A 19,118-nucleotide genomic window follows, 5' to 3' on the forward strand; every position below is an offset into this window, starting at 1 on the left:
CTGTTTCAACTCAATTTTATCATATATACGTTCAAATAAGAACGCTCAGCTTCTGGCGAAACTGAGCATTGTCTCCTGTATCGTATGGGGCAGACCCATATATGATTCCACATTATTCGAAATAGAGCCTCAGTTTCAGTGGTTCGTAGGTATAACTGTCTGAGCTGTCGTAGATCCAGGGACTCTCTTCCTCTCCCTGATACCTCATTCTTCTTCGAGATTCCTCAAAAAGTCTTGCAGCCCCACCGTTGACTTCGATTTTCAGATGGTACTGTCTTCCCTTATGCCAGACAGGCACTTCGGATATCTTGTCTTTCCATGGTTCTATGGCAATACGCTGAATTTCCACACCCTGCTGCGTCAGGACAACAAAGTTCTTTCCTCTTGTGTGATAAAAAGAGTCGATGAGTGTTACTGCACCGAATCCCAGAATAAGGACCACCAATATGGGAACCATAATTCTGCATAGAGAAGAGTGACAAGTTTTTCTGTCCCTTGTCTTCTCGTTCAGATTATACTTCTCTTCCATATTCTTCCTCCTTCCGGAAAAAATCAGTGGATGAACTGTTCCTTGTTCTTTTCATCCTGTTCCGGAAAAAATCGATCGAGATCATCTTCCGGTTTTCTTCTCATCTTTCTGATCTTGGTTGGTAAAAGTATCAAAAGTGCAATGACGACAATCACGAGAATGCCATACAAGAATTCCATAATATCACCTTCCATTTCATTATTTATCTTCCGTTCACGCATAACTTATTTTATCATGGCGCTCTTACAATAAGATTTCATAATTATTACAAATTCCTTCATACTGAAAAACCGTTCCACTGGAAATAGATTTAATTATCTGATTATACTCTCTCGTTAATTTTATGTCAATCTGAATATCTGCACCGATTTCCAGATGCAGGAGGACTGTCCCCTCCTGAAAAGGCCAAACAGTTCACGGTTTCGTAAAAGCTTATCAACATTTTAATGCTATGATAGCCATAGAAACACATTCCATTTATGGAAAATCTGATGCGAGGTGAAATATTTTGAATACAACCATTTGCGATGCCATAAGAGATGGCGAAATCATAGAATTCGAGTACGAAGGAGCCATCAGAATCGTAGAGCCCTTTATCTACGGTACTGACATAAGCGGAGTCCAGCTTCTCAGAGGGTATCAGATCGGCGGCTTCAACAAAGCCAACGACAACAGCTATACCTGGGATACCTTCAAAGTGGAGAAGATGAGCACAGTGAAATTCATCGGCAAGAAATTCGATGACAAAAGAGCCGGATATGATCCCAACGACCCATCCTTCAAAAGCATTTTCTGCAAATTCTAAACCCATACATTTCTCCTGGTAGATGTTCCCCGTCTTCCGGGAGATTTCACTGTCCTGAGGAACATGGCGCGACCTGTAAAGGAGACGCCACGGGATCCTGAAGGATGCGATTCTTTCTTCTTGGTTTTTCGCACACATAGAACACCCGCATGCTGATTAGGCCGATCATCTTGCGGGTGTTCCTTGTATCGTGAATCTTTTCTGTTTACAGATCTGCTGCACTTTCCTGACGGAAAGTGCGGTCTTCATGTTTCATGGTCAAAGACCATCATGGGAGCAGTCTTAGAGGGTCACTCCGGTCTTGAAGATGGAGATCTCTCTGAATCCTGACTTCTCATTGTTCACCAGTTCTCCGCTGGCAACGGCGATGACATAGTTTATGAATTCCTGCGTCATCTCATCGGAAGGTTTTCCATCCAGCATCTGGCCGGCATTGAAATCAATCCAGTGCGGCTTCAGTGCGGCGATTCTTGAATTGGATGAGATCTTCACGGTAGGCACAAAGCTGCCGAATGGTGTTCCTCGTCCTGTTGTGAAAAGAACCATATGACATCCTGATGCCCCCAGTGCAGTGGAAGCCACCAGGTCGTTTCCAGGTGCGCTGAGAAGGTTCAGACCCTTCTTCATGGCAATCTCTCCATACTTCAGCACATCCGTCACCAGAGAGCTTCCTCCCTTCTGCGTGCATCCGAGAGACTTGTCTTCCAGAGTGGAGATCCCACCTTCCTTGTTGCCAGGAGATGGATTCTCGTAGATGGGCTGCTTGTTGTCGATGAAGTACTGCTTGAAATCGTTGATGAGATGAACGATCTTTCCGAAGACCGCTTCATTTTCCGCACGGTCCATGAGGATGGTCTCCGCACCGAACATCTCCGGCACTTCCGTAAGAATCGTGGTTCCGCCTTTGGCCACCAGATAATCCGAAAGTCTGCCCAGAAGCGGATTGGCCGTGATGCCTGAGAATCCGTCGGATCCGCCGCACTTCAAGCCGATGGAAAGTTCTGAAACGGGCACTTCCACCCTCTCATCCTTCTTCATTTCCTCATAGAGACTGGTCAGGGCTCTGATGCCTTCCTCGATTTCATTGCCCACCTGCTGGGTCACGATGAACTTCGTTCTCTTGTCATCGTATTCTCCCACAGCGACCTTGAAGTCCTCCATGACATTATTCTCACAGCCGAGACCCAGAACCAGTACTCCACCGGCATTGGGATGCTTCACCAGATCCGCCAGGATGGTCTTTGTGTTCTCATGGTCATCCCCCAGCTGGGAACAGCCATAGTTGTGGTTGAAGACTTCAATGGCATCAATGCCTTCCGGCTGTACTCTTTCCTTGAACTTTCTGATGATCAGTTCCGCTACGCCGTTGACGCAGCCCACAGTAGGTACGATCCACAGCTCGTTTCGGATGCCGACCTTTCCGCCCGCTCTTCTGTATCCTCTGAATGTGTCCGGTCCATCAAAGACCTTATAGTCTTCCTCATGCGGATTGTAGCTGTACTCCATCAGGTCATGAAGACCGGTCTTCACATTGCTGGTATGCACATGCTGTCCTTCCACGATCTTTTCTCTGGCATTTCCAATGGAAAAGCCGTATTTCACAATGGCTTCTCCTTCCTCGATGTCTCTCAGGGCCATCTTGTGGCCTGTGGGAATGTCACTGAGAGCCTTGTAAGTCTTTCCACCTACTTCCACCTCTTCTCCCTTGCCCACATCCTTCAGCGCCACCGCCACATTGTCTTTCTCGGTGATGATATAAAGTCTGTTCTCTTTTTCCATCTTTCCTGTTTCCTTTCTTATAAGCTTTTCAGCGTCTCTTTTGTGCCCAGAGTAAGGATTCTGCGAAGGTGTTCTGTCACCGCTTCCACAAGTCCTTCCACTTCTGTCAGATCCTGATACCAGAGATCCTTGTTGGCCAGGGTTTTCTCCACCAGCACGGTGATGTCTTTTTCCTGCCAGATCTTCTCGAAGAATTCCAGATTCTTTCTGTCATCCTTCACAGGATATTTCTCTTCATTTTCTCTCACGCCGAAGAAACCTTCTTCCTCTTCCTTCACTTCATAGAACTTCAGAAGCGCAGCCAGCGCATAGGTCATTCTCACTGGAAGAACGCCTTTCTCCGCCTTGTAGTCCAGTAAGGACGGCAGACATCTGGCTGTGAACTTGGATACGGAATTCAGTGAGATATCCAGCAGTCTGTGCTTGATGAAGGGATTGCCGAATCTTTCAAACACCGCATCCGCAAAAGCCTTCAGCTCATCATCCGGAAGATCTATGGTCGGAATGATCTCATCAAAGATCAGCGCTTTCAGATAAGCGTTGTAATCCGCATCCTCTATGAACTGACCCACGAAATCGAATCCGGAGAGATAGGCGGAAAGCACGGTGGATGTGTGTGCACCGTTTAGAATTCTCACCTTTCTTTTCTTGTATGGACGTGCATCGTCTGTCCAGATGACGTTGGCACTGGTCTTCTGGATGGGGAAAATCTCAGCGTACTTCTTGTCCGCTTCGATGACCCATAGATTGAAGACTTCCGATGTGACCATGAGATTGTCTTCATAGCCAAACTTCTCGCTGTAGGCAGCCACTTCGTCCCTTGGGTATCCTGTGACGATACGGTCTACTAAAGTGTTGGCAAAGGAGCAGGCTTCATCCAGCCAGGTGGTGAACTCCGCTTCCAGGTTCCATTCGGAAGCATACTGCTTTACGATTCTTTCCAATTCTCCGCCGTTATTATCTATGAGTTCCACTGGAAGCAGGAGAATCCCTCTTTCCTTGTCACCATGAAAATGTTTGAATCTGTGATACAGGAACTTGCAGATTTTCGCAGGAAACGCCTTCGGCAGCGGATCTTCCAGCTTGTCCCCTTCCACATAGCTGATGCCAGCTTCTGTGGTATTGGAGACGATGACTGAAAGGTCTTCGCTTTCCGCCATGGCCATATAGCCTTCATAATCCTCGAAAGGATTGATTCCACGAGATACGGATGTGATGGCCTTGACCTTCTCGGTCTTTTCTCCATTTTCCAGGCCTCTCATGATCAGCGTATACATGCCGTTCTGGTCATTGATCATGTCCACCATGCCTCGCTCGATGGGCTGCACCAGTACCACGCTTCCATCGAAGTGTCCTTCGTCATTGGCTTCGTCGATCATCCAGTCCACAAAGGCTCTTAAGAAATTCCCTTCACCGAACTGAAGCACCTTTTCCTTGAGATGTCCGTTTTTCTTCTGGATGGTATCTTTGATGTTTTTCATTTTTTCCTCCTTGGGCGTAACGCCTGTTTCATTTGTATGATCATGTAACAAGTATAATGTATTTCTTTTGAATGCTCCTGTGATGGTCTAGTTAAAAGTATGAATAAATCACGAACTTTCCCTGATTTACAGGCTTTCCGCTTAAAACTTCGTCAATATGATGTATAATTTAATTGTATCAACTTCAGTTTGAAATCCATTTTCAGACCATCAATTAGGAGGCTTATTTTATGTATAAACAACTGATAAAAGATCTTAAAGGGGATTCCCTCAAACCTTACTATGAAGGCATAAAAGTCTATACCGATTCCCTTTCTGAATATCTGGCCGCGAAAGTCGTCATGATCCGTCAAGGTGCTCAGAAGTTTCTTTTGGCCACTGGTTCCGGTGCGCTTTATGATGCTCTCATAGGGTATGAGAACAACGGCTTCAAGCTGGCCTTCCCGACCCATGAGAACAGACTGGTTCTCAACAAGTACTTCCCTTATACTGCGCCTGTAGCCAATACCGAGCACAGAACCTCTGTGGGACTGGGAGACAGGCTTGGCCTTGCTACCCCAGGACACATCCGGGCCGTGAAAGACACCGATGTGTTTCCGATTTTCGCCCAGCAGAGTGTCCGGGAACTGGACATGACCCACAGAAAATATGAAGATGTCATCGATGCCGCTTCCTATGCAGTCTTCCAGGAAGGCTACAAGAAAGGGTTCGGTGCAGATGGGGATCATCTGAAGACCAAGGAAGACATTCTGAAGGAACTGGATCTGGGTGCAACCATGATCACGCTGGATTCTTCCGAGAAAATCGATAACACCATACTGGATCTCAGTGATGAAGAGCTTCTGGTGAAATATGAGGTGCTGGATCCGTCCATCCGTTCCTACTATGAAGACAAATATCTGGATAAGGATATAGCAATCGAAGGACTGAGTCTTTCCATCAATAAAAAACAGCTCATGAGAGATGTGCTCACCTATTATGCAGCCATCAACTTCATCAGAGAAGTCTATGAGGAAATCATTGTCTCCTTTAAGCTTCCACTGGATTTTGAGATCTCCATCGATGAGACAGCAACACCTACAAATCCCATCTCTCATTACATTATCGCACAGGAGCTCAAAGATAGAAACATCCTCATCTCCACCATGGCACCAAGATTCATCGGAGAATTCCAGAAAGGAATCGACTATATCGGAGACCTGGAGATGTTCACGCAGGATATCCGGGCTCATGTGGCCATTGCAGAGCATTACGGGTACAGAATCAGTGTGCACTCCGGCAGCGACAAGTTTTCCATCTTCCCCATCGTTGCAAAAGAGACCCACGGAAAGTTCCATGTGAAGACGGCTGGCACAAACTGGCTGGAAGCCATTGAAGTCATTTCAGAAAAAGAACCTGCGCTCTATCGTGAGATTCATGCTCATGCGCTGGAAAGATTCAGTGATGCAACAGCCCTTTATCATGTGACCACAAATCTGGCCAACATTCCATCTCTTCATGATGTGGAAGATTCTAAACTCCCTGACTATCTGAAAAACAATGATGCAAGGCAGCTTCTTCATATCACCTACGGCTATATCCTGAGAGATCAGGATGAACAGGGAAACTTCATCTTAAGAGAGCGTTTCTTTGATGCACTGGATGACCATATGGAAGACTACACCAAGCATCTGGATGAACACATCAGCAGGCACCTTTCTCTTCTCAATTTGAAATAGAATCAGTTTCAAAGAAAGCAGCACCTGCACGAACTGCAGAGGCTGCTTCTTTTATTCATCTGAAAATCATTAAAATTCAATAAGCACTTTCAGCATGTTGGCAGCATTTTGATCAAAATCAGAGAATGCATGAGCAGCATCATCAAACTCGTATATATTTGTAATAATCTTCTCTAAATCAACTTTACCAGATTTGACGATGTCAATCAATTCAACAAAATCAGAAGTCAGCGCGTTTCTTGAACCATATACATTGAGTTCTTTTTTCTGGATAATCGTGAAGTTGAAGTCAAGATTCTTCTTTCCTACTCCAATGAGGACTACTCTTCCGCCAAATGTTGCTGCATCAATGCAGTTCTGGAAAGTAGATGGTAGACCAACTGCTTCGATTGTGACATCAAACCCGTTGCCATCTGTGATTTCAGCTACACGCTTTTCAAAATTTTCAGGTGTATCATTAAGAACGGTTCCCTTCACGCCGAAATTCTTTGCAAACTCGAGTTTCTGCTCGGAAATATCGGAAATATAGACCTCTGCTCCAAATGATTTGGCTGCAATTGCTGCCAGCACGCCAATTGTGCCAGCTCCTACGATTAGCACCTTGTCATTTGCGTTCACAGAAGCTCTTTTCACACCATGAAAACTGATGCAGAACGGTTCTATGAGCGTCAATGTCTTTGGGGTTAACCCTTTCCCGTTAATGATTCGTTCAACAGGCATTGTAATGTATTCAGCAAATCCACCTTCACGTTGAACGCCCATGGTCTGATTTGTTGTGCATGCATTCACTAGCCCTCTCTGACAGGAATAGCACTTCCCACAATTGAAATAGGGATTTACAGTAACGTTCATGCCTGCTTCCAAGCCAAAGGAATTTTCACCGATTTCCACGATTTCAGCACTGAGTTCATGTCCTGGAGTTCTAGGATATTCGAAATATGCGAATGTTCCCCTGTAGGATCCTAAATCGCTACCGCAGATTCCTCCATACAGTACCTTTAATAAGGCCTCTCCTTCTTTTGGTACTGGTCGGTTTATCTCTTTGATTTCAACTTCACCTGGTTTGTTTATAAATATTGCTTTCATTATTTCCTCCTCGCATCTTGTATTTATGTTGTATACATCTGAAGATAAATAAGAATTATGAGAGGGAGTGTCCTCCCCTACTCATAATCAGTATATCAGATTCACTAATCCCATTGAAAAGAATGGTACATAAGTTACCAGTAACAGTACTACAAATAATAACCCGTAAAATGGTACTGCTTCTTTAATAAAGTCTTTTGTCTTACATCCTGTGATTCCACATGTGACGAACATCAGTGTACCCATAGGTGGAGACAATGCTCCGATCGCATTGTTGAAAATGTAGATCATCGCAAAATGTATCTCATTGATTCCAAATGCCGCAGCAATCGGTGCCAGCAGCGGTACAAGAATAATCATGGAAGCATTTCCTTCAATGAACATACCTACTATCAGAAGGAAGATGTTCACAACAAATAGAAATACGTACTTGTTGCTTATTGTTGTTATCAGCCATTCTGCCAGCTGTTGTGGTATTCTTTCTTTTGTCAGCACCCATGAGAAAACACTTGCAGCAGCTACGATAAGCATGATACCTGATGTGGAGCTGACAGTCTCTTTAATTGAGAGCGCAGCTTTCTTAAAGTCCAGTTCCTTATAAGCGATTCCCAAAATGATGGCTAAAAGAACAGCAAAGGATCCTGCTTCAGTCGCAGTGACTATGCCAGCTCTGATGGCGCCAATGATGGCAACTGGAATCAGCATAGGGAAAAATGCAGGTTTCGCTCCTTCAATAAATTCAGATGCAGTCAATCGATTCTCTCTAATTTTAGGATAATTTCTTCTTTTGGAAATAATTGCCACCACACTCATCAGTGCGAGACATAATAGAAGTCCGATGCCTATACCTGAGACAAATAGTTTTCCTATTGAGACATTTGCGATGCTTCCATATAAGATCATCGCTATTCCAGGCGGGATCAATGGAGTGATCATGGACGATGTTGCTGTGATAACAGTCGAGAACGGCTTTGAAAAACCTTTCTTTTCCATTTCCGGTACAAGCATCTTCGCTTGCATTGCAGCATCTGCCAGGTTAGAACCTGAAAGTCCTCCCATCAGCGTTGATAAGAGTACATTAACATGTCCTAGTCCACCTTTCATTCTACCAGTCAGCATGGATGCAAAATCAAAGATTCTTGACGTCACACCGCTGTAGTTCATAAGTGACCCTAAAAGTACAAAGAATGGAACTGCCAGTAAGGAAATACTTTCTGTTCCTCCAATGGCCTGTTGTGCAAATACAATGCTGTTCACTCCTGGAGTGAAAATGAAATACACCAGAGACGCACCCAATATGGCTATGTATACAGGAACTTTCAAAAAGAGCAATACAAGAAGTAAAACAAATATGATTGATACTAAGTCCATTATTTCTTTTCCTCCTTTACTGCTTCCACTTTCCTGTTATTGACGATAAATACACCTATGTAATTCACAAGCATAAGTACACAGGCTATTGGAACGATTCCATAAACAAGTGTATACGGAATCTGAAGTATACTTGTGGTTCTTTCACTGCTCTGGAATAAATCAAAATATCCCATACTCTGATATAAAAGATATCCTATGGTTCCGATTACAATGACTGCGATGAAATATTCAATGATCTTCTGAACTTTCTCAGGTAAATATTCCACAAGAAGTTCCACGGCAACATGTCCACCTGCTCTGAATGCATATCCAGCTCCTAAAAAAACAACCCATACCTCGAGGAGGAGTTGAATCTCCTCCATCCAGGTAAATGGATTATTAAGAAAATATCTGGATAGTGCACCGAATAATGTGAGTGTAACCAAGACCACTAATGCAATACCTGCAATGATGATATCTAGATTAATAAGCCAGTTAAAGCCTACTCTTTTATTATTCAATTTATTACACCAATCCTCTCAAATAATTAAATTATTCTGCGCCCATGGCCTCTCTTACAGTTTCGTATAAGCCGTCTGACCATCCGAATGTGTCACCAAGGTCATAGAATGACATTGCAGCTTCCTTGAATGCTTTCTGAGTAGCTTCGTCAACTTCAGTGACTGTCACACCTTCGTCTTTGAATTTCTGCAGATAATCAGCTTCAGCAGCATCTACCAGATCATTGTTGTGGAATCCTGCTTCTTCTCCAGTTTCAACGAGAAGCTTCTGCTGTTCTGGTGTCAGGCTGTCAAAGAACATTGTTCCTGTTACCCATGTTGTAAAGTTCTTAACGTGAGCATCAAGTATAAGATACTTCGCTACTTCCTGGAACTTTCTGCCATAAAGAGTCGCAAGCGGATTTTCAACACCTGTGATTGTACCAGTAGTCAGTGCTTCGTATGTATCTCCCAGCGGAAGACCAACTGCAGTTGCACCCATTGCATTAAATCCTTCTGTCTGAATCTGATTGCTAGGTACTCTTACTTTAAGGCCTTTCAGATCATCAGGTCCATTAACTGGTGTAGTTGTCATGGTATGTCTGTCACCATATTTCCAGTTGGATGTAATAAGCTTCAGTCCTTTTTCTTCAAGAAGACCAGACTGTTCCTGATACCAGTCACTTTCTGTCAGTGTCCATGCCTGATCCCATGTGTCAAACAGGAATGGTCCGAATAAGATTCCAAAGTCCTTCACACCATAATCTGCATAGAATGCACCGTCTGCCAGTGTCATAACCGGTTCACCCAGCAGCATGGAGTCAATAAGTTCATTCTTGCTTCCCAGCTGACTGTCAGGATATAGAACGATCTTCATGGTTCCGTCTCCCTGTTCATCAACCAGTTGCTGCCATTTTTCAAGAGCTTGTCCAATTGGCTCTGACATGGAATTTTCAAAACCGATCTGAACCTCGACCACATCACCGGATGGAGTTTCTGCTGGTGTTTCTGCAGGAGTCTCCCCTGGAGTCTCTTCTGGAGTTTCATTTGTTCCGCAAGCTGTAATTGATATAGCTAACATACTTGCTAAGACAATGGATAGAATTTTTTTCATGTTTGTTCCCCCTAAAATATAATTACACAAATACATTAAATCTCACGATGTGTTTACTTAAAGTATCCGTGTTGTATACATGAATGATAATACTTTAAGAAACCGTTGTCAATCGAAAACACTGTCTTTTAATTGAATTGAAACATTTCATTGAATTGACTGTAATAATTATTGAATTGAAAATATATATGTTTTGAAAAAACGAACGTATCATACATTCCTGTCAATTAAACGGTCTCAATATAATTTTATCAAGTATTGACTGTTAAATATTAAATTTACAGTTCCAGATTATATTCACTCAGCATCATCTTATAGCTGGCTTCTCTGGCTTTTTCTAAATGAATTTTCAGAGACTCCGCTGCTTCTTCATATTTACTATCCAGTAGATATGAGATGATTTCATCATGTTCTGATACAGTGGTCTCAATTCTATATTCGACTTTCTGACCAGCTAGTATTCTAAGTCTCATATTATGATCATAGATCGCTCTGACTGTATTGATCAGATAGATGTTCCCGGTCTGATTCACAAAATACATATGCAGCTCATCATCGATCTGATATGATTTTTCATTGTTCTCAAAGTTCTTCATTTTATCCCAAAGGATTTTCAAGTAGTCTTTATCGATATTCATACCGTAATTTCTTAGTGCATAAGGTTCTATGAGAAGCCTCGTTTCATAAATCAGCTTTATGTCATTTAGTGTGATATCCTTGACCATTATTCCCTTTTTATAAACGACCTTAACAAGGTTATCCTGCTCCAGCCTATTTATTGCTTCTCTTACGGGTGTTCTTGAACTATTGATTTCATCGCATATGATTTTTTCACTGATCATTTCATTTGGTGGATACTGGCCATATATTATCCTCTTTTTGATGTGTTCATATGCTTTATCGCTTAAACTGTTTCGACTCATACCATTCTCCTATTTTTGACTTTTACTTTATTCTACCATTTAAAATCTTTATTATGAACATGTTATATAAATATGTAAAAAAATGAAGCCGCTTTCTCACCATGCAAGTACACGACTTCATTTATGTCATTTTACTTTTTCAGATTGGAAATCACGTAGTCATAGAGTGCATCCCGGTTCTTTCCGAGTACCTTGTTATTCAGGATATACCCTCTTGTGGCAGATGAATAGATCACCAGAAGCGTGGGATATTTTACGACCCCTTTCATCTTCTTCCATCTTACCGTGGATTTCTCCTTGCCTGATTTCACATGGACACCCATCTCATCAAAGCCGATCTCCATGTCCTTCGGCATCCCGCTCACCTGTCTTTTTGCTCTTCTGTAGATCAGAAGCGGCTGGATCAGGGTGAAGAGTGACAATCCCAGAATCAGAAGCGCCCTCAGGTACCAGCTCACTTCTGACCAGTATTTTACAGTCAGTAGAGCCATGGCGGCAGTGAATATGACATTGATCAGTCCTGCCATGGACTTATAGATGCCATACATGGACAGCTGCCATAGGTCCGACGCCTTGGTTTCATAATTAAACAGAAACTTCATAATGCTCCTTACTTAGCAAACAGAGACGGCAGCCACAGGCTGATCGCTGGAATGAAGGTAATAAGCATCAGCGTGACCAGCATGGCGATATAGAACGGAAGCGTCGCTTTGACGATCTTCTCCATGGGCTGCTTGCTCACCGCCGAACCGATGAAGAGTACTGCTCCTACCGGTGGTGTAAGAAGACCGATACCACAGTTCAAGATGACCATTATACCGAACTGAATCGGTGTAAGTCCGATGGATACTGCGATAGGCAGAAGAATCGGCGTTGCGATCAGAATGATCGGTGCCATATCCATGATCATACCCAGAACCAGCAGAAGCAGGTTCAGAAGCAGTGCAATGATGATCGGATTATCTGTTAACCCGATGATGGCATTGGAAGCCAGGGTAGGAACATGTAGCCTTGTCAGCATGAATCCGAAGATGCTGGATGTGGAAATCAGAATCATGACGATGGATAGTGTGTTTACACAGTCTCCAAGGGCATTCCATACCCCTTTCCAGTCCAGACCCTTATAGATGAACACACTGACGATGAGGCTGTAGATAACTGCGATGGCCGCTGATTCAGTAGCCGTGAACACACCACCTACAACACCGAATACTACGATGAGTACCGCTGCCAGTGCCCAGAAGGAAGTCAGAAGCTGCTTCAAAAGACTTACGATGCTGAACTTGTCCCCCTTGGGGTAATTGCGCTTTACGGAAATGATGTAGGACATGATCATGAGGGAAACCGCCAGGATCGCTCCAGGCAGGTATCCTGCAAGGAACAGGCTTCCTACGGAAATACCACCTGCTGTGGTTGCATAGATGACCATGTTATGACTGGGCGGAACCAGCAGTCCTTCCACAGAAGATGTGATGGTTACGGCAGTGGAAAAGTCCGCGTCGTATCCTTCGTCCACCATCATGGGAATCAGAATACTTCCTAAGGAAGCTGTATCTGCTGCTGCAGAACCGGAAATCCCACCAAAGAAGTAGGATGCCACGATATTCACCATGGCCAGGCCACCGCGCATCCAGCCTACAAAGGAGTTGGCCAGAGCGATGAGTTTATCCGAAATTCCTCCCGAACCCATGAGTACACCCATGGTGATGAAGAAAGGAACCGCCATAAGACTGAAGGAGCTGATGCCCTTGACCATCTGCTGCGCTATGGTTGTTAGAGGAAGACCCTCATACAGCAGTGTAAGCATGGAGGAAATGGCAACGGCGTAAGCGATGGGGAAACGAAGGAAAATCATAACCAGAAAACTGCCTAAAAGAATCAGTATGGCCATATTCTGCTCACTCATCTATTTCCCCTCCTTTACAATAAAGAATCTTTTGGTGTGGTTGTATATGGATTCTATGAGGAACAGAATCATTGCTCCGCCTGCCAGAGGAATCGGGAAGTACATCCAGAATCTCGAAATGGACGGCATGCTGACATAGGTACCTCTTGAACCGATCTGCACGGCATACTGCCAGCCCACCACGAGCATGACGATGGCCAGTGCGAATACAAAAACATCTGATATGATATCCAGAACAATAAGTGCCTTTTCGGGTATATACTTGTCAAATGCAGTCATACGAATATGACTGTTCTTTCTGATGGCCAGCGCTGCTGCCAGCACAGCCATATAGGACATGGCGGATAATACGACTTCTTCACTCCAGGCTGGATCGGGTATAAATTCAACATAACGCCCTGTGACAGCCATGGTAGTGATCAGTATGTCTATGATTAATAAGATCTTGCAGAGAAACAGCACAACATCGTAGATTGCGTCATAAGCTGGTTTGATCTTATCGAATTTCTCAAAAAAACTTGGCATACCTTAACCTTACCTCCTTAAAAATATATGATGTGAGAGGGATTTCATTTGTGCTTCTTAAACAGATGAAAGAAGCGCACAAGGCGAATGGTTCACCTTATACTCTTCCTGATAAAAATAGTAGGACACAAAGGATGTGCTCCTTTGTGTCCTACATCATCCTACACTTACTGTTAAATTACCTTAGAGACTAAGGCTGCATGTCGAGGATCTGCTGGTACAGGTCTTCAAATCCCTCTGTTTCAGCATCCACTACATCCTTGACAGCTGCCTGCCATGGAGCTGGATCTGTAACTTCAACAATGTTGATTCCTTCGTCCTTCAGACCCTGAAGTACTTCGTTTTCAGCTTCTTCGGAAATTTCTCTGTTGAACTGTGATGCATATTCTCCAGCTTCCATCAGGATATCCTGCTGTTCTGGTGTCAGGCTGTCCCATGCTTCATTTGTGATGATAACCTGGATTGCGCCAAGGGTATGACCATCAAGAATCATGTTAGGAGCAACTTCCTGGAATGCGTTGGATTTGTAGTTTGCGATTGGCTGTTCTGCTCCATCTACAACACCTGTCTGTAGCGCTGAATACAGTTCACCAAAGGATACTACTGTAGGTGATGCGCCAAGTCCGTTGACCATACCATTCATGACTGGGTCATTGGAAACTCTCAGCTTCATGCCAGCAAGGTCTTCAATGCTGTTTACTGGGTCCACTGTGAAGAAATGACGGAAACCTTCTTCTCCATAGAATAGTCCTCTTACGCCTGTTCCATTTTCAAATGGTTCAAGAAGGAAGTCAGGAGCTAAATCGGATGTAGCAAAGTTCCAGAAATGTTCTCTGTTGACAAATGTGTAAGGGATGGATAGAAGCTTGGACTTTTCTCCACCGTATGAGGTAAGCGCGAAGGCTGAGATACGGGACATATCAATTGTTCCGCCTCCACCAAGCATGGTGTCGAGTACATCGTTTTCCGATCCCAGAACACCTGAAGCCTGAATTTCGATGGTGATCTTTCCATTGGAAAGTTCTTCAACCTTTTCTTTGAACGCTGTATCTGTCTGTCCTACGATGGTGTCCAGTGGGTTAACTTCAGCATAGACTAAAGTAACTTCAGGCATATCATCGGCAGGTTCTTCTTCTGATGGTTCTTCCTCTGATGGTTCTTCTGCTGGAGTCTCATCAGGAGTTTCTGGTGTTTCTGGTGTGGAAAGTCCACATCCTGCAAAGAAAGCTACTAGTACCAGACTGGATAATGTTGCTAGAATTTTTTTCTTGTTCATTTTGTCCCCCTATAATTTTTATATTTTTAATTGGTAACAATAATAATGTGTGTTCCCTTAAGATGATTCTTCCGGAAACCGCTTCTTCCTTTCCCACTGACTCCAGGCACCACCTCCTATATCGGCTTCTGCTATATAAAGAAAAGATTTTCCTTACATACACTTGATTGACTTTCAAACTTTCAACCGGCATTTCATTTGATGAAATAATCCGGATGCTCTCGTCTGATGAGCTCTTCATCCACCTTGTATCTGGACAGATGTTTCGTCATCAGTTCTGATGCTTCTTCTTTATCCCTTTTTCTGATGGCAGCTACGATGTCCTTGTGATCATCCAGAAGCTCTATCACTTCCTTGTCTGTATGAAGCCGCATCATTCTGACCCGATCAAAGTGAATCATCATGCTGTCCATCAGGTGATAGACCTGCATCTTGTTTGCGATGATGAATAGTTTCTCGTGAAAATCGTTGTCCATCTGGAAAAACTTTCCAGTGGTATCGGAATCCACATAGAACTGCTGAAGACTGATGTTGTGCTCCAGTTCGTTCAGATCTTCCTCCGTTGCCAGTTCACAGACCAGCTCGATGACTGCCTTTTCAAGGACCAGTCTCATGAATCTTGCTTCATCCACCAGGCTGTAGTCGATCTTTGAGATGTAACTGCCTTTCTGTGGAAATATGTCAACAATCTGGCTTTTACTCAGCTCGATGAGTGCTTCTCTTGTCGGTGTTCTCGATATCCCCATCTCCACTGCCAGTTCTTTCTCACTGACCATACTGCCAGGAGCAAGCTTCAGCATGACGATATTTTTTCTTAACGTTCGAAAGGCGTAATCTCTAGCTGTTTCTTTCGCACGCCTTGCAGTGACTTCCATGGGACATCTCCTCTCCTCTTATTTATATCTCTCTTTCATTTTAACAATGGCTTCTTCAAGACCTAAGATATAATTTGCGCCAAGGGCTCTGTCATAGAGTCCGTAGCCTGGTCTTGCCTTTTCGCCCCAGATCATTCTGCCGTGGTCCGGTCTTACATAACCTGTAAATCCGACCTCATCATAGGCTTTCATGACTTCGAACATGTCGATGTCTCCACAGGTGGATAGGTGTGCGGATTCATCAAAATCCTTCTCATTCAGATGCTTCACGTTTCGTATGTGCGCAAAATGTATTCTTCCCTGTGCACCGAACTCTCTGATCATCTCAGGAAGATCATTCTTGAGATCCGATCCCAGACTTCCTGTGCAGAAAGTCAGTCCGTTATAAGGGCTGTCATTCAGTTCCAGGAACTTTCTGATGTTCTCTCTGTTTGTGATGACCTTTGGCAGACCGTACAGCGGCCAGGGCGGATCATCCGGATGAATGGCCATCTTGATGTCATACTTCTCCGCATAAGGTACCACCTTATCCAGAAAATACTTCATGTTCTCCCAGTAGACTTCCGTGGACATATCCTGATAAAAGTCGATATCCTTTGCCATGGCATCCAGTCTTTCTGGCTCCCATCCTGGCAAGGAATACCCTCTGGCCTTCTTTGCCATGACATCCGCCATGACTTTCGGATTCATTTCCAGAACCTCATCATGACGATAGGCCATGACCTGACTTCCGTCAGGAAGTTCCAGAGATAAGTCGCTTCTTGCCCAGTCCATGACAGGCATGAAGTTATAACACAGACATTTGACGCCGACTTTGGAAAGATTCTCCAGCGTGGCGATGTAGTTTTCTATATACTTCTCTCGTGTTGGCAGTCCTTTCTTGATATCCTCGTGGATATTCACACTTTCAATGACTTCCATCTCAAGACCAGCGTCATTGATTTCCTTCTTCAGATCTTCCAGTGTTTCAAGTGGCCAGACATCTCCCACAGGAATCTTCGGCAGACATGTAGCCACTCCAGTTACGCCCGGGATCTGCTTGATTTCCTGAAGGCTTACACTGTCGTCTCCGAAGGGAAACCATCTTAAAATCATTTTCATCTTTTCACCTCTGCTTTCAACATGGAATATGAACTCGTTACTATCTAGAGCGGTTCCTATTCCGATCGTGATTTGTCACAGTTTGCGCATCACAGATCACTATAGTGTAGTATGCTCTATGGACCACCTTCATTGGATGTTATCCTTTACAAGCATCTTTAACTACAGTTTACCACTGGTATACTAGTAGGTCAATCAGGAAACATAAAAAAACAGGGCCATTTTTTACGGATTATACATTTTTCGTTTAAGGTTTCTTTCAGGATTGCATGAAGCATCTGAATCCATCTGTATTCCGCCTGTATCAATAGTTACACGAAGATATATTAATTCAGACTTAAAAATATTCATGTTTTCTCTTCAAGACCTTCTGGTTTTTTATGCCAATTGTAAAATAAATATGAAAGTTAAATCATGTGTTTTTCATTACGCCTCAATCTTCTGTAAAGGTTTACTCATCATGGTTTCAGCTGTATTGTTTTTTCCGCTTATACTATCATTCACGAAATAAGTGATATCATTTTTCTTGCGAATCTGATAATCCCAACGAAAAGAATCATATGCCCCTGATGCAGGAAGCCTTCTCTGACTCTTCAGAGAAAATAAAAGAAGTGAGCAAGAGAATTTCTTCTCTCCTCACTCCTGTCTGTATTTATTTTCTGGCAGCTTCTGATGGAAAGGTCTTACATGTTGAAGTACTTTTCCGCATTCAGGTAAGAGATTTCCTTCACCATGGATCCGAGCAGCTCATAATCCTCTGGCGCTTCTCCCTCTTCCACCCATTTTCCGATGAGATTACACAGTATTCTTCTGAAGTAATCATGCCTTGGATAGGAAATAAAGGATCTGGAGTCTGTAAGCATTCCTACAAACTTACGCAGCAGAGACAGATTCGCAAGGGAAATCATCTGTTTCTCCATTCCGTCTTTCTGATCGTTGAACCACCAGCCCGAACCGAACTGAATCTTCATGACTCCGTCTGTTTCTCCTTGGAAGTTACCGATCATGGTACCCAGCACATCGTTGTCTCTTGCATTCAGAGTATAAAGAATAGTCTTTGGCAGATTGTCTTCTTTATCCAGCGTGTTCATCAGTTTAGACAGCGGTACCGCAACCAGTTCATCGTTGATGGAGTCAAATCCGATATCAGCACCCATTTTATTGAACATCCTTGTGTTGTTGTTTCGCAGGGCTCCGATATGGTACTGCTGCGCCCAGCCTCTCTTCTTGTACATCTTTCCAAGCTCTATGAGAATGAAGGTTTTGTATTTCTCCGTGTCTTCTTTGGAGATCTCCTTGCCGGATAATGCAGAAGAAATGATGTTTTCCACTTCTTCCCTGGTCGCTTCCGCAAAGAATACCGTATCCAGGGCATGGTCAGACAGTCTTGCTCCATGTTCATGGAAGAAGTCCACTCTGTTTTCCACTGCCTTGATCAGTGCATCCGCATCCTTCACTTCGAATCCAACCAGTTCTCCAAGGGTCTTTATGTACTCTGCATACCCTTCTCTGTCTATGTTCAGAAGCTTGTCGGGTCTTAATGCCGGCAGAACCTTTGTTTCAAAGGATTCATCCTTGGCAATGGCATCATGATATTCCAGAGTGTCTATGAGATCATCTGTTGTGCAGATCACATTGACATTGGATTTTCGGATGAGATTTCTTACGTTGAAATCTTCTCCCGCGATGATCTCATTGGCTTTGTCCCAGATCTTCTTTGCATTCTCCTTGTTGATGGTGTCTTCGATGCCGAAATACATCTTCAGTTCAAGGTGGGACCAGTGGTACAGGGGATTTCCTATGGTGTAGGGAATGGTTTCACAGAAAGCTTCGAACTTCTCGAAGTCGGACTTTGAACCTGTGATGTACTCCTCACTGAGCCCCATGCTTCTCATGGCTCTCCATTTGTAGTGGTCTCCCCCCAGCCAGATATCTGTTATATTTCTGAATCTGGCATTTTCAGCTATCATCTTCGGGTTCAGATGACAGTGATAGTCATAAATAGGCATGTCTTTTGCATACTCTTCGTAAAGTTTCTTACCCACTTTATTTTTTAACATGAAATTGTCATTGATTATACTCATTTCACTCTTCCTTTCTTGTTCCAGTGATGCGCTCTATGTTTCTATCATAGTCTAAAATCCGAA

The 19,118-nt window shown here is 43.6% G+C and carries 18 protein-coding genes; 2 read left to right on the forward strand and 16 right to left on the reverse strand.

Annotated features, from left to right (window positions below; all coding sequences use genetic code 11):
• Window positions 1-112 precede the first annotated feature (112 nt).
• Together ACHAL6_RS03475 and ACHAL6_RS03480 are read right to left on the reverse strand one after the other, a co-directional pair.
• Window positions 113-529, reverse strand: a complete 417-nt coding sequence (locus tag ACHAL6_RS03475) for a hypothetical protein (protein ID WP_395268845.1) — start codon at window positions 527-529, stop codon at window positions 113-115.
• A 23-nt stretch (window positions 530-552) separates the two neighbouring features.
• Complete coding sequence (locus tag ACHAL6_RS03480; protein WP_395268846.1) at window positions 553-708, reverse strand: hypothetical protein; 156 nt, start codon at window positions 706-708, stop codon at window positions 553-555.
• Window positions 709-1,037: 329 nt separating this feature from the next.
• Between ACHAL6_RS03480 and ACHAL6_RS03485 the strand changes: the two genes are divergently transcribed.
• Entirely contained in the window at window positions 1,038-1,334 is a 297-nt protein-coding gene (locus ACHAL6_RS03485; RefSeq protein ID WP_395268847.1) for a hypothetical protein, read from the forward strand.
• A gap of 282 nt (window positions 1,335-1,616) precedes the next feature.
• Here the strand turns inward: ACHAL6_RS03485 and ACHAL6_RS03490 are convergent, their stop codons facing one another.
• Together ACHAL6_RS03490 and ACHAL6_RS03495 are read right to left on the reverse strand one after the other, a co-directional pair.
• Window positions 1,617-3,113: a UxaA family hydrolase gene (locus ACHAL6_RS03490; RefSeq protein ID WP_395268848.1), complete on the reverse strand. Its 1,497-nt coding sequence runs from the start codon at window positions 3,111-3,113 to the stop codon at window positions 1,617-1,619.
• 17 nt (window positions 3,114-3,130) lie between these two features.
• Window positions 3,131-4,594, reverse strand: coding sequence for a tagaturonate reductase (locus ACHAL6_RS03495; RefSeq protein ID WP_395268849.1), 1,464 nt, complete (start codon window positions 4,592-4,594; stop codon window positions 3,131-3,133).
• Window positions 4,595-4,824: 230 nt separating this feature from the next.
• On the opposite strand from ACHAL6_RS03495, the gene ACHAL6_RS03500 reads away from it, so the two are divergent.
• Window positions 4,825-6,312: a tagaturonate epimerase family protein gene (locus ACHAL6_RS03500; protein ID WP_395268850.1), complete on the forward strand. Its 1,488-nt coding sequence runs from the start codon at window positions 4,825-4,827 to the stop codon at window positions 6,310-6,312.
• A gap of 69 nt (window positions 6,313-6,381) precedes the next feature.
• On the opposite strand, the gene ACHAL6_RS03505 is transcribed toward ACHAL6_RS03500, so the two are convergent.
• The 12 genes from ACHAL6_RS03505 to uxaC form a co-directional block, all read right to left on the reverse strand.
• Window positions 6,382-7,398, reverse strand: coding sequence for a zinc-binding alcohol dehydrogenase family protein (locus ACHAL6_RS03505; RefSeq protein WP_395268851.1), 1,017 nt, complete (start codon window positions 7,396-7,398; stop codon window positions 6,382-6,384).
• 87 nt (window positions 7,399-7,485) lie between these two features.
• Window positions 7,486-8,769: a TRAP transporter large permease gene (locus tag ACHAL6_RS03510; protein ID WP_395268852.1), complete on the reverse strand. Its 1,284-nt coding sequence runs from the start codon at window positions 8,767-8,769 to the stop codon at window positions 7,486-7,488.
• Entirely contained in the window at window positions 8,769-9,272 is a 504-nt protein-coding gene (locus ACHAL6_RS03515; protein ID WP_395268853.1) for a TRAP transporter small permease, read from the reverse strand. The genes ACHAL6_RS03510 and ACHAL6_RS03515 overlap by 1 nt, the downstream gene beginning before the upstream one ends.
• A 31-nt stretch (window positions 9,273-9,303) precedes the next feature.
• A complete protein-coding gene (locus tag ACHAL6_RS03520; RefSeq protein WP_395268854.1) occupies window positions 9,304-10,365 on the reverse strand; it encodes a C4-dicarboxylate TRAP transporter substrate-binding protein in 1,062 nt (353 codons plus the stop codon).
• A gap of 278 nt (window positions 10,366-10,643) precedes the next feature.
• Complete coding sequence (locus ACHAL6_RS03525) at window positions 10,644-11,288, reverse strand: GntR family transcriptional regulator (RefSeq protein ID WP_395268855.1); 645 nt, start codon at window positions 11,286-11,288, stop codon at window positions 10,644-10,646.
• A 131-nt stretch (window positions 11,289-11,419) separates the two neighbouring features.
• On the reverse strand, window positions 11,420-11,890 hold the full coding sequence (locus tag ACHAL6_RS03530) for a YcxB family protein (protein WP_395268856.1): 471 nt from the start codon (window positions 11,888-11,890) through the stop codon (window positions 11,420-11,422).
• Between the two features lie 8 nt (window positions 11,891-11,898).
• Complete coding sequence (locus ACHAL6_RS03535) at window positions 11,899-13,194, reverse strand: TRAP transporter large permease (protein WP_395268857.1); 1,296 nt, start codon at window positions 13,192-13,194, stop codon at window positions 11,899-11,901.
• Window positions 13,195-13,719 carry a TRAP transporter small permease gene (locus tag ACHAL6_RS03540; protein WP_395268858.1) on the reverse strand — a complete coding sequence of 175 codons (525 nt, stop codon included), beginning with the start codon at window positions 13,717-13,719 and terminating at the stop codon, window positions 13,195-13,197. It lies immediately after the preceding gene.
• A 190-nt stretch (window positions 13,720-13,909) separates the two neighbouring features.
• Window positions 13,910-14,995 (reverse strand): TRAP transporter substrate-binding protein, encoded by a 1,086-nt coding sequence (locus tag ACHAL6_RS03545; RefSeq protein WP_395268859.1) that lies wholly within the window; start codon window positions 14,993-14,995, stop codon window positions 13,910-13,912.
• A 194-nt stretch (window positions 14,996-15,189) separates the two neighbouring features.
• A complete protein-coding gene (locus ACHAL6_RS03550; RefSeq protein ID WP_395268860.1) occupies window positions 15,190-15,870 on the reverse strand; it encodes a GntR family transcriptional regulator in 681 nt (226 codons plus the stop codon).
• A gap of 18 nt (window positions 15,871-15,888) precedes the next feature.
• Window positions 15,889-16,971: a mannonate dehydratase gene (gene uxuA, locus ACHAL6_RS03555; RefSeq protein ID WP_395268861.1), complete on the reverse strand. Its 1,083-nt coding sequence runs from the start codon at window positions 16,969-16,971 to the stop codon at window positions 15,889-15,891.
• Between the two features lie 683 nt (window positions 16,972-17,654).
• Entirely contained in the window at window positions 17,655-19,055 is a 1,401-nt protein-coding gene (gene uxaC / locus ACHAL6_RS03560) for a glucuronate isomerase (protein WP_395268862.1), read from the reverse strand.
• Window positions 19,056-19,118: the final 63 nt, after the last annotated feature.

It is taken from the genome of Proteiniclasticum sp. C24MP (genome assembly GCF_043951855.1).
Taxonomy (GTDB): domain Bacteria; phylum Bacillota; class Clostridia; order Clostridiales; family Clostridiaceae; genus Proteiniclasticum.

Excerpts from the sequence above, each read along its gene's own strand:
- ACHAL6_RS03475 (WP_395268845.1), bottom strand. The coding sequence starts at position 529 with ATGGAAGAGAAGTATAATCTGAACGAGAAGACAAGGGACAGAAAAACT.
- ACHAL6_RS03480 (WP_395268846.1), bottom strand. The coding sequence starts at position 708 with ATGGAATTCTTGTATGGCATTCTCGTGATTGTCGTCATTGCACTTTTG.
- ACHAL6_RS03490 (WP_395268848.1), bottom strand. The coding sequence starts at position 3,113 with ATGGAAAAAGAGAACAGACTTTATATCATCACCGAGAAAGACAATGTG.
- ACHAL6_RS03495 (WP_395268849.1), bottom strand. The coding sequence starts at position 4,594 with ATGAAAAACATCAAAGATACCATCCAGAAGAAAAACGGACATCTCAAG.
- ACHAL6_RS03500 (WP_395268850.1), top strand. The coding sequence starts at position 4,825 with ATGTATAAACAACTGATAAAAGATCTTAAAGGGGATTCCCTCAAACCT.
- ACHAL6_RS03505 (WP_395268851.1), bottom strand. The coding sequence starts at position 7,398 with ATGAAAGCAATATTTATAAACAAACCAGGTGAAGTTGAAATCAAAGAG.
- ACHAL6_RS03510 (WP_395268852.1), bottom strand. The coding sequence starts at position 8,769 with ATGGACTTAGTATCAATCATATTTGTTTTACTTCTTGTATTGCTCTTT.
- ACHAL6_RS03520 (WP_395268854.1), bottom strand. The coding sequence starts at position 10,365 with ATGAAAAAAATTCTATCCATTGTCTTAGCAAGTATGTTAGCTATATCA.
- ACHAL6_RS03525 (WP_395268855.1), bottom strand. The coding sequence starts at position 11,288 with ATGAGTCGAAACAGTTTAAGCGATAAAGCATATGAACACATCAAAAAG.
- ACHAL6_RS03530 (WP_395268856.1), bottom strand. The coding sequence starts at position 11,890 with ATGAAGTTTCTGTTTAATTATGAAACCAAGGCGTCGGACCTATGGCAG.
- ACHAL6_RS03535 (WP_395268857.1), bottom strand. The coding sequence starts at position 13,194 with ATGAGTGAGCAGAATATGGCCATACTGATTCTTTTAGGCAGTTTTCTG.
- ACHAL6_RS03540 (WP_395268858.1), bottom strand. The coding sequence starts at position 13,719 with ATGCCAAGTTTTTTTGAGAAATTCGATAAGATCAAACCAGCTTATGAC.
- ACHAL6_RS03545 (WP_395268859.1), bottom strand. The coding sequence starts at position 14,995 with ATGAACAAGAAAAAAATTCTAGCAACATTATCCAGTCTGGTACTAGTA.
- ACHAL6_RS03550 (WP_395268860.1), bottom strand. The coding sequence starts at position 15,870 with ATGGAAGTCACTGCAAGGCGTGCGAAAGAAACAGCTAGAGATTACGCC.
- uxuA (WP_395268861.1), bottom strand. The coding sequence starts at position 16,971 with ATGAAAATGATTTTAAGATGGTTTCCCTTCGGAGACGACAGTGTAAGC.
- uxaC (WP_395268862.1), bottom strand. The coding sequence starts at position 19,055 with ATGAGTATAATCAATGACAATTTCATGTTAAAAAATAAAGTGGGTAAG.